Genomic DNA, 15,934 nt, shown 5'->3' with positions numbered 1-15,934 from the left:
CGGAGTACGGTGAAACGCAGGGGTTCCCGGTCAGGGGGTACCCCTGCGTCAGCGCGGATCCGGTCAGTTCCTGGCGGCCGCCACAGCCAGTTCCGCCGCCAGATCACCCTTCTGCACCACCAGAACGGCCTCCAGCCCGAGCCAGTCGGCCATGTGCCGCAACTCCGCCGCCAGCTCGACGGCGACCCGCCCGCGGTCCACCCCGGGCTCGGCCCAGGCCGACTGCACCCGCAGCACCCCTGCGGCCCGATCGGCCTTGATGTCCACGCGGGCCACGAGCGAGCCGTCGAGCAGGAACGGGAACACGTAGTACCCGTGCACCCGCCGAGGCTCCGGCACGTAGATCTCGATGCGGTACCGGAACCCGAAGATCCGCTCGGTCCGAGCCCGCTCCCAGATCAGCGGATCGAACGGACACAACAGCGCACGCCCCACGACCCGGCGGGGCGCACGAGCCTCGACATGCCGGTACCCGACGCCCTTCCACCCCTCGACCGCCACAGGCTCCAGCACGCCGTCCGACACCAGCGAGGCGACAGCGGCCTGGGAGCGGCGCGGATCCAGCCGGTAGTAGTCGCGCAGGTCGGGTTCGGTCGCCACCCCCAAAGCGACGGCGGAGCGCAACACCAGTTCGCGGGCACCCGTCTCGGGAGTCCACTGCTGTGCCAGGACGTCGGCCGGGATGACGCGCTCGGTCAGGTCGTAGAGGCGTTCGAACGAACGGCGGGTGCCGGTGGTGAGGACGCCGACGCCGAACAGGACCTCGCAGATGCGCTTGACCTCCGACCAGTCCCACCAGGGGCCCTTCGCGCGGCCGCGGTCGCCCATGAGCGCCTTCTCCAGGGCGCCGGCGCCGATGGGGCCCAGTTCCTTCACTGCCGCCAGGACGTCGTCCACCAGTTGCGGGGAGCGTTCGAGGATCGTCTGGTAGTTCTGCCACCAGCCGCGCTTCTTCGCGCCCGAGTGGAACAGCGGCCAGTCGGCGACGGGGACGAGAGAGGCTTCGTGGGCCCAGGTTTCCACGAGCATGCGGGGCTTGCGGGCCGAATCCGTCCAGGCCGCCTCGTCCAGGAGCGAAGGCGAGTAAGCGCCCAGGCGGGAGAACAGCGGCATGTAGTGCGCGCGCACGGCCACGTTCACCGAGTCGATCTGCAGGAGCTGCACGCGGGACAGGACGCGTTGAAGGTGTCTGCGGGTGGCCGCGGGCGGCCTCAGGTCGGTGAAGCCCTGGGCGCCCAGCGCGATTCGACGGGCCACGTCCGCACTCATCCTCTGCACGTCGCCGATGGTGCCACGCACCCCTGACAATTCGACGTCGATAGGGTGCGTTCATGGCCGACGCCGGCGTCCAGACCGCCACCGCTGCTGACCTTTCGGAGATCGTCCGCATCCATCGGGAGACGTGGCGGCTCGCCTACGCCGAACTCCTGCCGCCGGAGGTCCTCGACGCGCTCGACACCGACGACGCGTGGTCGCACGCCGTCCGCAGCTCTGCGGTGCTGAAGGCGACCGAGGGGGAGTGGACGGTCGGGTTCGTCGTCGCGAGCAAGGCGCCGGAGGACGAGGTGGCCAGGGCGGACGGGGCGCTGCCTGAGGACGCGGAGACCACGGCGCTCGTCAGCGTCCTCGTCGAACCGCGCTGGGGCCGGCGCGGGCACGGCACGCGGCTCCTGGCCGAAGCCGTGAAGAGGCTCCACGAGACGGGCGCGACGCGCGGGATCGCGTGGGTGCCCGAGGCGGACAAGGCGTCCAGGAACTTCTACGAGCGACTGGGCTGGACGGGGGATGGCACTGTGCGCACGTTGGACGCAGGCGGGCGTCCCCTGCGCGAGATCCGGGTGTCCGGTCCGCTCGAGGTCCGACTCGGCGACTGAGATCTGTGTAACCTCGGCCGGGTGCTCGCCTTGGTCGCCCTCACCTTCGGGGTCGCGCTCGGCTCAGCCATCGTTCCCCTGATCAGCATCGAGATGTTCGTCCTGGGACTTTGCGCGCGCCGGCCGGACACGTCGTTCTGGATCGTCGGCCTCTCGGTGGCGGTCGGCCAGGTGCTGGGCAAGTTGCTGTACTTCTACGCCGCGCGCGGCGACATCCACCTGCCGAAGTTCCTGCACCGCAAGCCGGGCGGCAAGCCGTCGAAGCTCGCGCGCTGGTTCGGGCCGGGTACGCGCATGCACCGCTGGGGCGACTGGATCCACGTGAAGTGCCGGGCGCACCCGAACTGGATGGCCGGCACGCACGGGGTGAGCGCGCTGGTCGGGCTGCCGCCGTTCATGGCGACGAGCGTGCTCGCCGGACTCGCGGGCATGTCCACGACGATGTTCGTGGCCACCGGCATGGTGGGCCGGTTCGTGAGGTTCAGCTTCCTCGCTGCCTCACCGGCCGTCGTCATGGCCTGGTTCTAGTAGTTGAACAGGACCGCCGCCGCCACGGAGAAGGCGATCAACACGGCTGCCACGGTGATGCGCGCTGATTCGAGCACGACCCCGAAGTTATCGATCCAGAGCCGACGAAATCCAGGCGCAAACGGGTGAGAGCCGAATGATCTGGCTCTCACCCGTCTGTTTCACGCCCGATCATTCGAGGACGAGTACTCCGTTGGGCAAGCCGGGCGCTTCGTACGAGTGCCACATCGGACGCCACGAAGGCAGCTCCAGCATGCGGCGCATGTCCGCGAACCCGGACAGCCAGCCCATCCACGAGCCGTAGGGCGGATCGGTCACGTCGAAGCCGCTCTGCACGAACGTCAGCCGCGTCTTGCCCTCCGAGCCCTTCAGCTCCCAGGACGACACCATCCCGTCCGGGAACTCGATCGCGAAGCGCTCCTCGTCGAGGGCGATGATCTTCGCCGGGTTCGGCTCCTCCTCGAAGCTCCCCATGGCCCACCGGCCGCCGACGTGCGGCTCGATCGAGCACCGGGCACCGAAGTACCGCGCGAACACGTCGGCGTCGGTCAGGGCGTTGATGATCGCCGCGGGCGGCGCCGCGATGTCGACCTCGATCCGCTGCTCCGGCGTCGAGAAGTCGCAGAGCGCGAACACCGGCCGGCCTTCGACGTGCTCCACCAGGTTCGCGAGGGTCAGCGACCAGAACGTGTGGATGACGCCCGCCCCGCCCTCGTCCTCGATGCCCGCGCCCCACTCCGGGTACGGGGACTGCGTCGCCACGATCAGCGTCTGGCCGTCGCGCTCCTCCACGCCGAGTTCGATCGTGTACTCGGTGCCCTTGAGCAGCCACGAGAAGCGCACCGAAGAAGAGGTGACGTCCAGCAGCTTCTGCCGGCCGCGCTCGCCGTCGGGCGTGTAGCGCCCCCAGAACTCGTACACGCCGTGTTCGAGGTCCACGTCGGCATGTTCGGCCAGCCACACGCGCAGGTCGTCGGCCGTCGTCAACGCCCGGTAGGCGGTGGCCGGGTCGGCGGACGTGCGTACTCGGACGATTCCGGTGCTCATCGGTCTTCTCCCTTGGGGTAGCAGGCGAGCGCGATGCGGAACGCATCCCCCTCCGCGCCGCCGTATCTGGTGAAGAGGTCCTGCAACGTCGTCTGCAGCTCGGCCAGGAACTCCTGGCGTTCCTCCGGTCGCACCCGGATCTCCCCGGACACTCCGACGGACGGCAGTTCGCTCGACCTGTCGAGCGCCGCCACGTCGGCCTGGATCTGTTCGGCGAGGTCCACGAGGTGCCCCAATGCCAGTTCGTCGCGCGACCCGATCCGGCCGACCAGGTGCGGTGACAGCCAGTACGACCGCGCCACCGCCTGGTAGAGGCCTTCCTGGATGCCGCGCACCCTGCGTTCGGAGACCTGGGTGGCGAGACCGGCCTTGACCAGCTTTTTGACGTGGTAGTGCACGCGTTGCGGCGTCTGGTCGAGCACCTCGGCGATCTCGGTGCACGAGCGCGGCGCGGCGAGCTGCCGCAGCACCTCCACGCGCTGCGGCTTGAGCAGGGTCTCGGCCTGCTCCATCCGGTCCAGATAGATCACGTCTCTCATCGCAAAAAAGACTTTGAACGTTCAAAACTATTTTGTCAATCGGACGGACAACTATGGAGTGACAGATATTGAAATCTGTCAGTTGATCGGGCAGGCTGGAACCCACCGAAGAGACGAAGGGGTTCGAAATGCAGAAGCGTCAGCTCGGAGCCACCGGCCCGGTCGTGTCCGCCCTCGGCCTGGGCTGCATGGGCATGTCCAACGCCTACGGCCCGGCCGACCGGGACGAGAGCATCGCGACCGTGCGAGCCGCCCTCGACGCGGGCGTCACGCTGCTCGACACCGGTGACTTCTACGGCCAGGGCCACAACGAGATGCTCCTCGCCGAGGCCATCGAGGGCCGTCGCGACGAGGTGCAGCTCAGCGTCAAGTTCGGCGGCATGAGGGACGCCGACGGCGCGTTCCTCGGGTTCGACACGCGCCCGATCGCGGTCGCCAACTCCCTCGCGTACTCGTTGCAGCGCCTGAACGTCGACCACGTCGACATCTACCGGCCGGCCAGGCTCGACCCGAACGTGCCCATCGAGGACACCATCGGCGCCATCGCCGAGCAGATCGACAAGGGCCGCGTCCGGCACATCGGCCTGAGCGAGGTCGGGGCCGAGACGATCCGCCGCGCCCACGCCGTGCACCCGATCGCGGACCTGCAGATCGAGTACGGCCTGCTGGAGCGCGCCGTCGAGCGGGAGATCCTCCAGGTCACCCGTGAGCTCGGCATCAGCATCACCGCGTACGGCGTGCTGTCGCGCGGTCTGATCTCGTCCACGCCGCTCACGGTCGACACCGGCGACTACCGCGGCCACACGCCCCGGTTCCAGGGCGACAACCTGACCCGCAACCAGGCCCTGGTCGACAAGCTCGCCGAGATCGCCGCGAACAAGGGCGTCACGGTCGCGCAGCTCGCGATCGCCTGGGTCGCGGCACGCGGTGAGGACGTGGTGCCTCTCGTCGGCACGACCAAGCGTGCGAGGCTGAACGAGGCGATCGGTGCCGTCGGCGTGACGTTCACCGAACGGGAACTGCAGGAGATCGAGGCCGTCGTCCCGGTCGGGGCCGCCGCGGGCACGCGGTACCCGGCCCAGCAGATGGCCATGCTGGACAGCGAGAGGTGAGCGACGTGGCGGAGGCGTTGACCGGCGAGGCGATCCTCGTGGCGACCGAAGAGGTGCTGCGCAGGTACGGCCCGGCCAAGGCGACGGTCGTCGACGTCGCCAAGGCGCTCGGGGTCAGCCACGGCAGCGTCTACCGCCACTTCCCGACCAAGGCCGCGTTGCGCGAGGCCGTGACGCGGCGCTGGCTCGACGCGATCCACCTGGAGATGGAGTCGGCCCTCGACCCCGAGGCGTCCTCGGCGGACAACTTGCGGGCCTGGTTGCAGCGCCTGTTCGACCGGAAGCGGCTGTCGCACGCCGACGAACCGGAGCTGTTCGCGACGTTCAAGGTGCTGGTGAGCGAGAGCAGCATCATCCCCGACTACCACCTCGGCCACCTGGTGGGTCAGATCGCGCGCATCATCCAGGCCGGAGTGGATACCCGCGAGTTCATGACGGACGACGTCGGGAAGACGGCGCAGGCGGTGTGGGACGCGACGCAGGTGTTCCACCACCCGGCTCACGCCCAGGAGTGGGGGAATCCTCACATTCAGGACGCGTTCGACGCCGTCGTCTCACTGGTCGTCGCCGGACTGCGGTACAACCGAACCCCTAGTGCCACAGGCGATGCTTGAGGGTCACGGAGGTGAACGGTGCCGCCTGACGAGTGGATCGATCTGCTGGGAGCGCCCGAGAGGCGCCCTGACCCGGTTGACTGGGACGCGCTCAAAGCCCGCGTCGGCACAGCCCTGCCCAGCGACTTCGTGCATCTCGCCGAGGCTTATCCACCTTTGATTGTGGGCGGTTACGTCCGCATTCTGCACCCAACAGCACGTGCCGGTTTCATGAACTGGATGTCGACGGCGCCCAAGATGCTGCGGGCGCTGCGCCGGCAGCCGGGCCTGCGCGCGCACCCGGACTCTCCCGGGCTGCTGCCCTGGGGCATGACCGTGAACGGCGAACACTGCCTGTGGTTCACCAAGGGCGAGCCGGACGAGTGGACCGTGCTGATCACGGACATGCGGGAGAAGTGGTCCTACGACGGGAACTTCTCGAGCTTCGTCCGGAAGTTCCTGACCGGCGAGATCCGCTGCCCGATCTTCCCGGACGACGTCCCCGGTGGCTCCAAACCGTTCCAGGAGCCCTAGGCGCCGCGGCGCCAACCGGGGACGTCTTCCCTCCGACCCCCCGGTCAGTTCGAAGCGGCGGTCACCAGCGCGTTGCCGCTGCCCGTGCGGCCCGTGACCGACAGGGTGGCGTCACCCAGCGGCTCGGACGAGACGTCGAAGTCGCTGCGGGCGGTGCCGGACGTCGACACCAGGTCGATGCGCGCGAGCGTGCCCTGGCGGATGCCGACGCGGATGTGGCCGGAGCCGGTGCCGAGCTGGATCTCGCCCGACGCCGCGTCGGCCACGGTGAGGTCGCCGCTGCCGGTGCGGACCTGGACGTTGCCCTGCACGGCGCCCAGCCACACGTCGCCGGTTCCGGTGATGAGCGTGCTCGTGCCGCCCACCGACGACACCTCGACGTCACCACTGCCCGTCTTGGCCTTCAGCGTCGAGAGCATCGTGCCCAGGCGCACGGTCCCGGCGCCCGAGTTCACCTTGGCCTCGCCGGTCGCGCGGTCCGCGGACACGCTGCCCGTGCCGGTGTTCAGGTCCAGACGACCCGCACCGCCCGTGACGAGGACATCGGCCGCACCGGTCCGTGACGCCACGTGCGACCCCACCGGAGCCGTCACCACCACGGACAGGGGCACGGCACGCAACGGCAGCGCCTTGGACGACTCGATGCGCAAACGGTTGCCCAGCAGTTCGACGCGTGCGTCGCGCACGGCCTCCTCCGGGCCTGCCTGCGGAGCGGTCTTGTCAGGGCCGAACTGGCCGCTGACCCAGCTCAGCACGCTGGTCAGGCCCTCGGTCCACGAGTTGCCGGCGTTCGGGTCGTGCCGCACCTCGACGTGCACGCCCGGAGCGTCAACGAGCTGCACCTGCACGCGGCCGCTGAGCAGCGAGACGTCGATCTCGGCGATGCCCGCGAACTCGAAGCTCTGCTGGCGCACCACACCGGACGGTTCGGAAGTCGGCTCTGCTGTCGGTTCGGTCATCCCGCTCACCCCTGCACCCATCCGCGGACGCGCGAGCCCGAGCCCGAGCCGGCGTTTCCGCTCCACCCCTTGTGCTGATGCTTGTGCTTGCCGTGCACCGCGCCGCCCACGGCCTGCTGGATGAACGAGTTCAACGACACGCCCTGGGCCGACGCGGCGGCCTCGGCCTTCGACTTGAGCTCGTTGATCATGCGCAGGGTGATGCGGCTGATGTCACCCGTGGCGTCACCCATGCCGAAGTTCGGCACCTCGTGACGCGGGGCGGGCTCCGGCTCCGGTTCGGCCGATCCCGTGACGACCACCTGGACGTCACGACCGGACAGGCGGACGTCCACGACCTGGCCGTCCAGCGAGGCGGTGACCTCCGCGGCCAGGTCAGACAGTGCGTTCATGATTGCCAGTCGCGCGGCTGGCTCGAGCGCTGCGGACAGTGCGGCGGCCGTTCGACGGGTGTTGTCGTCCCCCGCGGATGCGGCCGTCGCCAGGTCCTCGCGCAGTGACGCGATGTACGGCGACAGATCCATGACACCACTATGACGTCACTTCCGACATCGTGCAACCACTACCTGACGTCAGGGCTAATGTCGGCACCATGCCGAGAGTGCGCTTGGTGGCGAAAACCGAGTTCATCCCGCCGGACGACGTGCCGTGGACGACCGACGCGGACGGCGGCGCGGCGCTCGTCGAGTTCGCCGGCCGGGCCTGCTACCAGTCGTGGGACCGCTCGAACCCGATGACGAACACCAACGCGACGTTCCTGCACCACCTGCTCGACGTCGGCCACCTCGCCGCGTTCGAGCACGGCAGCGCGTCGCTCTACCTGACCGAGCTGCCACGCTCGCTCACCCACGAGCTGATCCGGCACCGGCACTTCTCGTACTCGCAGCTCTCCCAGCGCACCGACCCGACCGACGTCGTGGAACCGGACCTGATCGCGCGGGACCCGGAGCTGCACGCGCGGTTCGTCGCCGCGACCGAGGCGAGCCTCAAGGCGTACGAGGACCTGGTGCACAGCCTGGAGAAGACCGTCAACGGGCGGCGCGCGCGGCAGATCGCACGGTCCGTGCTGCCCAACGCCACGGGCACCGAGATCGTCGTGACGGGCAACTACCGCTCGTGGCGGCACTTCATCGCGATGCGCGCGACCGAGCACATCAACGTCGAACTGCGCGAGCTCGCCGTCGCCTGCCTGCGCGAACTGGCGAAGGCGGCGCCCAACGCGTTCGCGGACTTCGTCGTCTCGACACTCCCGGACGGCACAGAAGTTGCCTCCAGCCCACTGGTGGTTGAAGGCTGACGCCCATGAAGCGGCTCATCGTGGACGTCCGGCCCGGCGAATACGCGGTCACGCGCAACGTCGCGACCGCCGGGGTCCCAACTGGACTGTTCGACCTCACCGACTGCCTGGTGTCCGTGACCAGGACCCCGGACGAGCTGTCGATCATCGCGCCGTCGTCGTTCAAGATCGCGGGTGAGATCCCGGGGTACTCATGTGAAAAGGGCTGGCGGCTGCTGACCGTCCGCGGCCCGCTGGAGTTCACGCTCACCGGCATCATGGCCGCTCTGGCAGGCGAACTCGCGGCGGCGGGAGTCTCGCTGTTCGCGTTGTCCACTTACGACACGGACCACCTGCTGGTGAAGCAGAAGGATCTGGGCCGCGCGGTGCTCGCGTTGCGTGCCGCAGGTCACGAACTGGTTGTAGCACCGGAAGCCTAGGAACCGATCCTCCAGTCGGCGGGTCTCAAGTACCGTCAACGCCCCCGGTTCCCAGGTTCAGGAGCGCACGTTGCACGGACAGGCAGTCGAACCGCGCGTCATCGCCGGCAGGTACGCCCTGGTGGCGGAGCTCGGCCGTGGCGGCATGGGCATCGTCTGGCGCGCCCAGGACCGTCACATCGGCCGCTTCGTCGCGATCAAGGAACTCCACCTGCCGGACGGCATCGCGCACGAGGAACGCCGTGTGCTCGAAGAGCGCGCCCTTCGGGAGGCGCGCACCGCCGGCAAGCTCAACGATCCCGCCGTCGTCACGGTGTTCGACGCGATCAACGAGAACGGCACGACGTACATCGTCATGGAGCTGGTCGAGGCGGCCACGCTGTCGACGCTGATCAGCGCGCACGGCCCGATGCCGCCGAACCAGGTCGTGTCGATCGCCCTGCAGTCGTTGTCGGCGCTGGAGGCCGCGCACCAGGCCGGGATCGTGCACCGCGACGTCAAGCCCGGCAACCTGATGATCCGCCCGGACGGCAAGGTCAAGCTGACCGACTTCGGCATCGCCCAGGGCATGGACGACCCGCGCCTGACGACGAGCGGCAGCCTCATCGGGTCGCCCGCCTACATGTCGCCGGAACGCATCCACGGCCACGAGGCCGGTCCCGCGTCCGACCTGTGGGCCCTGGGCGCGACCCTCTGCTACGCCGTCGAGGGCTGGAGCCCGTTCGAACGCTCCTCCACGGCCTCGACGCTGCACGCGATCATGAGCGAGACCCCGCGCCTGACCCGCGCGACGGGAGTTCTCGGCGCCGTCATCACCGGTCTGCTGATCGCCGACCCGAACGCCCGGCTGTCCGGCCCGCAGGCCCGCGCGATGCTCTCCAGCATCGGCAACCAGCCGACGCCGCCCACCGGCATCGCGCCCGCGCAGACCCAGCAGTACCAGCAGGCCCCCGCCGCCGACCCGGCGAAGAAGAAGCGCAACCGCGTCATCGCGCTGGTCGCCGCCGCGGTCATCGCCGCGGCGGCGTTCACCGGCGGCATCTTCGCGCACAAGGCGTTCACGGCGCCCGGAGGCAGCAGCGGCAGCGCCGCGCTCACCTACGGCGAGGGCGCCGAGATCCCGGTCTTCGGCCTCTACGAGAACACCTGCGGCCTCGGCGAGGTGGCACCGACCAAGCTGCTCAACTCGGACACCCGCGAGGAGTGCGACAAGCCGCACGACTTCGAGGTGTTCGACGTGATCGACACGTTGCCGGTCGCCTCGAACATGCCCGACACCGCGTATCCGGGCGTCGACGCGCTGAAGAGCCTCGGCGTCGCCCGGTGCGAGCTGACGCTCAACTCCGAGTGGGTCAAGGACGGGTCGAAGCTGAAGCTCACCACCCTGGTCCCCAGCGAGAGCGCGTGGGCCAAGGACAAGGGCGGCAACGCGGAACGCAAGATCTGGTGCTTGGCCGGGGCCAAGGACGGCAGCAAACTCGACGGCACCATCAGCACGAAGAAGGACAACTGAACGTGAAGCGACGGATCATCTCCGCCCTGCTGGTTCTCGGCAGCACGGCCGCCCTGACGGCGTGCGCGAGCAACGAGGACAAGTTCGTCACCGAACTCAAGGCCGCCGGCTTCAGCAACCCCGGTGAGCCCAGCACGGAGAAGGAGAAGAAGTCCAGGAAGATCGGCAAGCGCACGGTCAAGTCCTCGGAGAAGATCATCGAGGTGGTGGTCCGGGTGAAGGGCTGCGACCTCGAGATGGCCAAGGTCTCCGGCCAGTCCGGCTACTGGCTGGACGAACTGCACGTCAACGGGCAGGAACCGGAGTGGCCGGGCTACCCGGAGAACCTGAAGCGCGACCAGGTGGTCAAGCTGCTGTCCGACAACTCGTCCAAGCCGACCGGCTTCACCGCCTGCTACAAGCCGAACGAGGCCTGACCTCGGCGGCAACCGGAGCAACCACTCCTGCGTGTTTCAGTGAGGGGTGGTGCAGGTGCTTCGGAACGTGTTGGGCGCGTGGAAGACGACGCGGATCCGTCACTGCGGCCTGCTGGCGGTGGACGTCGCGTCGTCGGGGCAGTGGGACTCCGAGCAGTTCGTGCGGGCGCGCGCGACGCTCTTCGAGTCGCTGCGGACGGCGTTCGAGGACAGCGGCGTTCCGTGGCGGGCGTGCCGCACCAGCGACCGGGGCGACGGCATGGTGGTCGTCGTCCCGCAGCGGTTCCCGGTCCACCGCCTCGCATATCCGCTGCTGGACCGGCTGTCCGCGCAGCTGAGGCACCACAACAGGTACGCGAGGTCGCCGCTGCGGGTGCGGGTGGCGCTGCACGCGGGCACCGTGCACATCGACCGCTACGGGGCCACCGGCTACGCCAAGGTGCTGCTGGCGCGTCTGCTGGAGTCGCCGCCGGTGCGGGGTGCGCTCGCCGACGCGCCGGAATCGTGCCCGGTGGCGGCCATCGTGTCGAACACCTTCTACGACGACGTCGTGCGCAACGGGTACCCCGGCATCGAACTGGAGCGGTACGTCCCCGTCGACGTGCACGTGAAGGAGTCGAGCGTGCGCGGTTGGGTGCACGTCCCCGGCTATGTGTCATCTGACGCAGAACGTCGACTGCGTTCGGTGTGACTCTCTGTGTCGTTGTGAACACGCACAGAGGGGGTTCTCATGCGTAAGGCATTCACAGTGCTCGGCGCGCTGGCGATGGCGCTGGCCGTCGTGGCACCGGCACAGGCGTCGGACATCGGTACGGCGGCCTCGTGCGGGGGCAGCGAGACGTACAAGGCGAGCGTGGGCGGCGTTGGCCAGCTCAAGATCTTCTACAGCGGAGGCTCGAACAACGCGTGCTTCTACCACATCGGCGCGGCCGCGGGTAAGGCCGCGGAGACGTTCGTCGACATCTACAAGTGCACCGAGACCAGCGGGGAAGGCCAGGCCGGCTGCACCTTCAGCCAGTACGACAGCGACGGTCCGGGGAACTGGCAGTCCTACGCCGGGCCTGCCACGGTCACCGGCACCGCCAACGTGTGCGTGCTCGCGACGGGATACATCAAGTGGGGCGGCAAGATCCACGAGGTCTACAGCGGCCGTCAGGGCTGCCCGCGTCCCTGAGCCCGCAGCGCGCCGACGTCCCGCACCAGCAGCCGGCGCCTGCCGGTGGTGACGAGGCCCTCGTCGCGCAACGACCGCAGCGCCCTGGCCACCGCCTCCCGCGAGGTGGCGGCCAGGCCCGCGAGGTCCTGCTGGCTCAGGCGCAACGTGATGAGCGTGCCGTTCTCGTGCGGCACCCCGTAGCTCGTGGCGAGTTCGGCGATCAGCACGGCCAGGCGCTGGGCCGAGGTGCTGTCGCTGAACTCGCTGCGCCGGTTGTTCGCGTAGCGCAGCCGGGCGGTGATGATGCGGACGAGAGCGGCCGACACCGCGGGTTCGTCGTCCACGACACCGAGAAACGCCTTGGCGGACAACCACAACGCCGCCACCTCGTCGATCGCGATCACCGACGCGGACCGCCGCGAGCCGTCCACCACGGCCATCTCGCCCAGCACGTCACCGGGGCCGCGCACCGCGAGCACCGCGTCGTAGCCGCCGGGGGTCACCGCGACGACCTTCACGTGCCCGCTCGTCACCACCAGCGCCCAGCCGCCGGGGTCGCCCTCGCACATGATCACCGTGCCCGGCGGGTAGTGCCTCGGCTGTCCGGCGGCCCGGAACCGGGCCCGCTGGGCCTCGGTGAGCATCTCCCACAGGTTCACGACGTCCCCGAGCACGCGTAGTAAGTTCGTGTCGACGGTAGATGTTGTCGATCGGGAGGACGACCGGACGTGAGTCTCGCCCGCGACGAACGCAAGGCACTGGTCGACCTCATGACCGAGCTCGGGCCGGACGCGCCCACGTTGTGCGGTACCTGGTCGACCAAGGACCTGGCGGCGCACCTCGCTATCCGCGAGCGCCGTCCCGACACCGCGCCGGGGATCCTGCTGCCCGTCTTCACGAAGTGGACCGAGAAGGTCCAGGCGGACTACACGCACAAGGCGTGGAGCGAGCTCCTCGACCTGGTGCGCACGCCTCCGTTCTGGATCCAGCCGGTCGACAAGCTGATGAACACCGGCGAGTACTTCGTGCACCACGAGGACGTGCGGCGCGCACAGGCCGGCTGGGAACCGCGGCCGTACGACGCCCGGCGCGAGGCGGCGCTGTGGAAGCTGCTGCCGTTGATCGCGCGCATGTCGTACAAGTCGTCACCCGTGGGCGTGACGCTGGTGCGCCCCGATGGCGAGCACGTCGTCGCCAAGCAGGGGGCGAACGGCGTGGTGATCACCGGTGAGGTGGCCGAGCTCGTGATGCTGGCGTTCGGGCGCGACGAGGCCCGCGTCGACTACAGCGGTGACGCCGACGCGGTGCGACAGGTGCGGTCGTTGAACCGAAGTGTGTGAACTCGGGTAGTTTCTGCGCATGCCAGGAAGCTCGTACGCAGGACCGAACCGCCCGTTCGGCCGCGTTCTCACCGCCATGGTCACGCCGTTCGACTCGCGCGGCGAGATCGATCTCCCCAAGGCGCAGGAACTGGCGAAACACCTGGTGGACCTGGGCAACGACGGCCTGGTCGTCAACGGCACGACCGGCGAGAGCCCCACGACGACCGACCGGGAGAAGGCCGCGCTGATCACGGCCGTCGTCGAGGCCGTGGGGGACCGCGCGACCGTGGTCGCCGGAGCGGGCACGTACGACACCGCGCACAGCATCCACCTGGTGGAGCAGGCGTCGAAGGCCGGCGCGCACGGTGTGCTCGTCGTGACGCCGTACTACTCGCGGCCGCCGCAGGAAGGCCTGCTGGCCCACTTCACCGCCATCGCCGACGCCTCCGAGCTGCCGGTGATGCTCTACGACATCCCGCCGCGCGCGGTCGTGCCGATCGAGGTCGACACGATCCTGCGCCTGGCGGAACACCCGCGGATCCTGGCCGTGAAGGACGCCAAGGGCGACCTGCACGCGGGCAGCCGCGTGATCGCCTCGACCGATCTCGCCTACTACTCGGGCGACGACCCGCTGAACCTGCCGTGGCTGTCCGTGGGCGCCGTCGGGTTCGTGAGCGTCATCGGTCACCTCGCGGCGGACCGCCTGCGGGATCTCATCGATGCGTATGAAGCCGGGGACGTGGCCCGGGCAAAAGAAATCCACGAGTCGCTGCTGCCGCTGCTGCGACCCTTCCGCCGGGTTCCCGGCGTGACGTACACGAAGGCTGCGCTGCGCCTGCGCGGACTGGACGTGGGTGACCCACGCCTGCCGCTGGTGCCCGCCGCAGCCGAGGACATCGAGGCCATCGCGGCCGAACTGGGAGTCAACGCGTGACCCAATCGACCGAACTGCCGCCCCCGCTGCCGGAAGGCGGCCTCCGCGTCGTCGCTCTCGGCGGAATTGGCGAGATCGGCCGCAACATGACCGTCTTCGAGCACGCCGGCCGGCTGCTCGTGGTCGACTGCGGCGTTCTGTTCCCCGAAGACGATCAGCCCGGCGTGGACCTGATCCTGCCCGACTTCCGAGCCATCGAGGACCGTCTCGACGACATCGAGGCCATCGTCCTGACGCACGGCCACGAGGACCACATCGGCGCGGTCCCGTTCCTGCTGAAGCTGCGTCCCGACCTGCCGGTCGTGGGCTCCCGCTTCACGCTGGCGCTGCTCGCCGCCAAGTGCCGCGAACACCGCCAGACCCCGCGCCTGGCGGAGGTGAAGGAGGGGGAGCGCCGCTCGTACGGTCCGTTCGAGCTGGAGTTCTTCGCCGTCAACCACTCCATCCCGGACGCGCTCGCCGTGGCCATCCGGACGTCCGCGGGCCTGGTGCTGCACACCGGTGACATCAAGCTCGACCAGCTGCCCCTGGACGGCCGCCTGACCGACCTGGCGGGCTTCTCCAGGCTGGGCGACGAGGGCGTGGACCTCTTCCTGGTCGACTCGACCAACGCCGAGGTGCCCGGCTTCGTGGTGCCCGAGCGCGAGATCGGCCCGGTGCTCGAGAACGTGATCCGCAAGGCGGACCAGCGCGTAATCGTCGCGTGCTTCGCCTCGCACGTGCACCGCGTGCAGCAGGTTCTCGACGTGGCCGTGCAGTACAAGCGCAAGATCGCGTTCGTCGGCCGCTCGATGGTCCGCAACATGGGCATCGCGTCCGAGCTGGGCTTCCTGAACGTGCCGGACGGCCTGTTCGTCGACCTCGACGTCGCGATGCGGATGGAGGAGGACGAGGTCATCTTCGTCTCCACCGGTTCGCAGGGCGAGCCGCTCTCCGCGCTGTCCCGCATGGCCCGCGGCGAGCACCGCCAGATCTCGATCCGCGAGGGCGACACGGTCATCCTCGCGTCGTCGCTGATCCCCGGCAACGAGAACGCGGTCTTCAACGTCGTCAACGGCCTCGCCAAGCTGGGCGCCACCGTCGTGCACCAGGGCAACGCCAAGGTGCACGTCTCGGGCCACTCCCCGGCAGGCGAGCTCCTGTTCCTCTACAACGCCGTGCGGCCGTCGAACGTGATGCCCGTGCACGGCGAGTGGAGGCACCTGCGTGCGAACGCGGCTCTCGCCGTGGCCACCGGTGTCGCCGAGGACCACGTCGTGATCGCCGAGGACGGCGTCGTCGTCGACCTGATCGACGGCAAGGCAGCCGTCTCAGGCCGCGTCGTCGTCGGCCACGTGTACGTCGACGGCCTCTCCGTAGGCGACGTCGGCGAGTCGACGCTCTCCGACCGCCTGGTGCTGGGCGAGGGCGGCTTCATCTCGATCTCGGTCGCCATCGACAGGACCTCGGGCCGTGCCGTCACGGCACCGACCATCTCCGGTCGCGGCTTCTCCGACGACCCGAAGGCGCTGGAGGCCGTGGTGCCCCTGGTCGAGATGGAACTGGCGCGCACCGAGGCCGAGGGCATCACGGACATGCACCGGGTCGCGCAGGCCGTGCGGCGCGTGGTGGGCCGCTGGGTCGCGGAGACCTACCGGCGCCGGCCGATGATCGTTCCGACGGTCATTCCCGTCTAGATCAGTTGGTGGCGA

The 15,934-nt window shown here is 69.3% G+C and carries 20 protein-coding genes; 14 read left to right on the top strand and 6 right to left on the bottom strand.

Annotated features, from left to right (window positions below):
• Positions 1-63: 63 nt before the first annotated feature.
• Positions 64-1,269, bottom strand: a complete 1,206-nt coding sequence (locus tag IEY88_RS06250; protein ID WP_189154480.1) for a winged helix-turn-helix domain-containing protein — start codon at positions 1,267-1,269, stop codon at positions 64-66.
• A gap of 62 nt (positions 1,270-1,331) precedes the next feature.
• On the opposite strand from IEY88_RS06250, the gene IEY88_RS06245 reads away from it, so the two are divergent.
• Positions 1,332-1,874, top strand: a complete 543-nt coding sequence (locus IEY88_RS06245; protein ID WP_189153674.1) for a GNAT family N-acetyltransferase — start codon at positions 1,332-1,334, stop codon at positions 1,872-1,874.
• Between the two features lie 21 nt (positions 1,875-1,895).
• Entirely contained in the window at positions 1,896-2,402 is a 507-nt protein-coding gene (locus tag IEY88_RS06240; protein ID WP_189153673.1) for a YqaA family protein, read from the top strand.
• Between the two features lie 171 nt (positions 2,403-2,573).
• Here IEY88_RS06240 and IEY88_RS06235 read toward each other — a convergent pair whose 3' ends face one another.
• Positions 2,574-3,449: an SRPBCC family protein gene (locus tag IEY88_RS06235; protein WP_189153672.1), complete on the bottom strand. Its 876-nt coding sequence runs from the start codon at positions 3,447-3,449 to the stop codon at positions 2,574-2,576.
• Positions 3,446-3,988, bottom strand: a complete 543-nt coding sequence (locus IEY88_RS06230) for an ArsR/SmtB family transcription factor (protein WP_189153671.1) — start codon at positions 3,986-3,988, stop codon at positions 3,446-3,448. The genes IEY88_RS06235 and IEY88_RS06230 overlap by 4 nt, the downstream gene beginning before the upstream one ends.
• A gap of 128 nt (positions 3,989-4,116) precedes the next feature.
• On the opposite strand from IEY88_RS06230, the gene IEY88_RS06225 reads away from it, so the two are divergent.
• From IEY88_RS06225 to IEY88_RS06215, 3 genes are read left to right on the top strand one after another with little or no spacing between them, the layout of a single operon-like run.
• Positions 4,117-5,100 carry an aldo/keto reductase gene (locus IEY88_RS06225; RefSeq protein WP_189153670.1) on the top strand — a complete coding sequence of 328 codons (984 nt, stop codon included), beginning with the start codon at positions 4,117-4,119 and terminating at the stop codon, positions 5,098-5,100.
• Between the two features lie 5 nt (positions 5,101-5,105).
• Complete coding sequence (locus tag IEY88_RS06220) at positions 5,106-5,714, top strand: TetR/AcrR family transcriptional regulator (protein ID WP_229693140.1); 609 nt, start codon at positions 5,106-5,108, stop codon at positions 5,712-5,714.
• Between the two features lie 18 nt (positions 5,715-5,732).
• Positions 5,733-6,227 (top strand): hypothetical protein, encoded by a 495-nt coding sequence (locus IEY88_RS06215; protein WP_189153668.1) that lies wholly within the window; start codon positions 5,733-5,735, stop codon positions 6,225-6,227.
• 44 nt (positions 6,228-6,271) lie between these two features.
• On the opposite strand, the gene IEY88_RS06210 is transcribed toward IEY88_RS06215, so the two are convergent.
• On the bottom strand, positions 6,272-7,186 hold the full coding sequence (locus tag IEY88_RS06210; protein ID WP_189153667.1) for a DUF4097 family beta strand repeat-containing protein: 915 nt from the start codon (positions 7,184-7,186) through the stop codon (positions 6,272-6,274).
• Between the two features lie 5 nt (positions 7,187-7,191).
• Entirely contained in the window at positions 7,192-7,710 is a 519-nt protein-coding gene (locus tag IEY88_RS06205; protein ID WP_189153666.1) for a toxin-antitoxin system HicB family antitoxin, read from the bottom strand.
• Between the two features lie 68 nt (positions 7,711-7,778).
• Between IEY88_RS06205 and thyX the strand changes: the two genes are divergently transcribed.
• The 6 genes from thyX (at position 7,779) to IEY88_RS06175 (ending at position 12,005) form a co-directional block, all read left to right on the top strand.
• Complete coding sequence (thyX, locus tag IEY88_RS06200) at positions 7,779-8,483, top strand: FAD-dependent thymidylate synthase (protein WP_189153665.1); 705 nt, start codon at positions 7,779-7,781, stop codon at positions 8,481-8,483.
• Positions 8,484-8,488: 5 nt separating this feature from the next.
• Positions 8,489-8,902, top strand: coding sequence for an ACT domain-containing protein (locus IEY88_RS06195; protein ID WP_189153664.1), 414 nt, complete (start codon positions 8,489-8,491; stop codon positions 8,900-8,902).
• A gap of 70 nt (positions 8,903-8,972) precedes the next feature.
• Positions 8,973-10,415 (top strand): serine/threonine-protein kinase, encoded by a 1,443-nt coding sequence (locus IEY88_RS06190; protein ID WP_229693139.1) that lies wholly within the window; start codon positions 8,973-8,975, stop codon positions 10,413-10,415.
• A 2-nt stretch (positions 10,416-10,417) separates the two neighbouring features.
• Positions 10,418-10,831 (top strand): hypothetical protein, encoded by a 414-nt coding sequence (locus IEY88_RS06185; protein ID WP_189153663.1) that lies wholly within the window; start codon positions 10,418-10,420, stop codon positions 10,829-10,831.
• A gap of 55 nt (positions 10,832-10,886) precedes the next feature.
• On the top strand, positions 10,887-11,522 hold the full coding sequence (locus tag IEY88_RS06180) for a hypothetical protein (protein ID WP_189153662.1): 636 nt from the start codon (positions 10,887-10,889) through the stop codon (positions 11,520-11,522).
• A gap of 39 nt (positions 11,523-11,561) precedes the next feature.
• Positions 11,562-12,005, top strand: coding sequence for a hypothetical protein (locus tag IEY88_RS06175; RefSeq protein ID WP_189153661.1), 444 nt, complete (start codon positions 11,562-11,564; stop codon positions 12,003-12,005).
• On the opposite strand, the gene IEY88_RS06170 is transcribed toward IEY88_RS06175, so the two are convergent.
• Positions 11,984-12,661, bottom strand: coding sequence for a Crp/Fnr family transcriptional regulator (locus IEY88_RS06170; RefSeq protein WP_229693138.1), 678 nt, complete (start codon positions 12,659-12,661; stop codon positions 11,984-11,986). The genes IEY88_RS06175 and IEY88_RS06170 overlap by 22 nt on opposite strands.
• Before the next feature lie 54 nt (positions 12,662-12,715).
• On the opposite strand from IEY88_RS06170, the gene IEY88_RS06165 reads away from it, so the two are divergent.
• From IEY88_RS06165 to IEY88_RS06155, 3 genes are read left to right on the top strand one after another with little or no spacing between them, the layout of a single operon-like run.
• Complete coding sequence (locus IEY88_RS06165; protein ID WP_189153660.1) at positions 12,716-13,327, top strand: TIGR03085 family metal-binding protein; 612 nt, start codon at positions 12,716-12,718, stop codon at positions 13,325-13,327.
• A gap of 19 nt (positions 13,328-13,346) precedes the next feature.
• On the top strand, positions 13,347-14,243 hold the full coding sequence (dapA, locus tag IEY88_RS06160; protein WP_189153659.1) for a 4-hydroxy-tetrahydrodipicolinate synthase: 897 nt from the start codon (positions 13,347-13,349) through the stop codon (positions 14,241-14,243).
• Positions 14,240-15,919 carry a ribonuclease J gene (locus tag IEY88_RS06155; protein ID WP_189153658.1) on the top strand — a complete coding sequence of 560 codons (1,680 nt, stop codon included), beginning with the start codon at positions 14,240-14,242 and terminating at the stop codon, positions 15,917-15,919. The genes dapA and IEY88_RS06155 overlap by 4 nt, the downstream gene beginning before the upstream one ends.
• Positions 15,920-15,934 lie beyond the last annotated feature (15 nt).

Source organism: Lentzea pudingi, from assembly GCF_014646255.1.
GTDB lineage: Bacteria > Actinomycetota > Actinomycetes > Mycobacteriales > Pseudonocardiaceae > Lentzea > Lentzea pudingi.
The sequence above is the reverse complement of the archived record's forward strand: the minus strand, read 5'-3'. Positions and strand labels throughout refer to the sequence as shown.

Bases quoted from the DNA above. Each gene is read 5' to 3' on its own strand.
- IEY88_RS06175 (WP_189153661.1), top strand. From the start codon at position 11,562: ATGCGTAAGGCATTCACAGTGCTCGGCGCGCTGGCGATGGCGCTGGCC.
- IEY88_RS06205 (WP_189153666.1), bottom strand. From the start codon at position 7,710: ATGGATCTGTCGCCGTACATCGCGTCACTGCGCGAGGACCTGGCGACG.
- IEY88_RS06235 (WP_189153672.1), bottom strand. From the start codon at position 3,449: ATGAGCACCGGAATCGTCCGAGTACGCACGTCCGCCGACCCGGCCACC.
- IEY88_RS06250 (WP_189154480.1), bottom strand. From the start codon at position 1,269: ATGAGTGCGGACGTGGCCCGTCGAATCGCGCTGGGCGCCCAGGGCTTC.
- IEY88_RS06225 (WP_189153670.1), top strand. From the start codon at position 4,117: ATGCAGAAGCGTCAGCTCGGAGCCACCGGCCCGGTCGTGTCCGCCCTC.
- IEY88_RS06195 (WP_189153664.1), top strand. From the start codon at position 8,489: ATGAAGCGGCTCATCGTGGACGTCCGGCCCGGCGAATACGCGGTCACG.
- thyX (WP_189153665.1), top strand. From the start codon at position 7,779: ATGCCGAGAGTGCGCTTGGTGGCGAAAACCGAGTTCATCCCGCCGGAC.
- IEY88_RS06245 (WP_189153674.1), top strand. From the start codon at position 1,332: ATGGCCGACGCCGGCGTCCAGACCGCCACCGCTGCTGACCTTTCGGAG.
- IEY88_RS06210 (WP_189153667.1), bottom strand. From the start codon at position 7,186: ATGACCGAACCGACAGCAGAGCCGACTTCCGAACCGTCCGGTGTGGTG.
- dapA (WP_189153659.1), top strand. From the start codon at position 13,347: ATGCCAGGAAGCTCGTACGCAGGACCGAACCGCCCGTTCGGCCGCGTT.
- IEY88_RS06230 (WP_189153671.1), bottom strand. From the start codon at position 3,988: ATGAGAGACGTGATCTATCTGGACCGGATGGAGCAGGCCGAGACCCTG.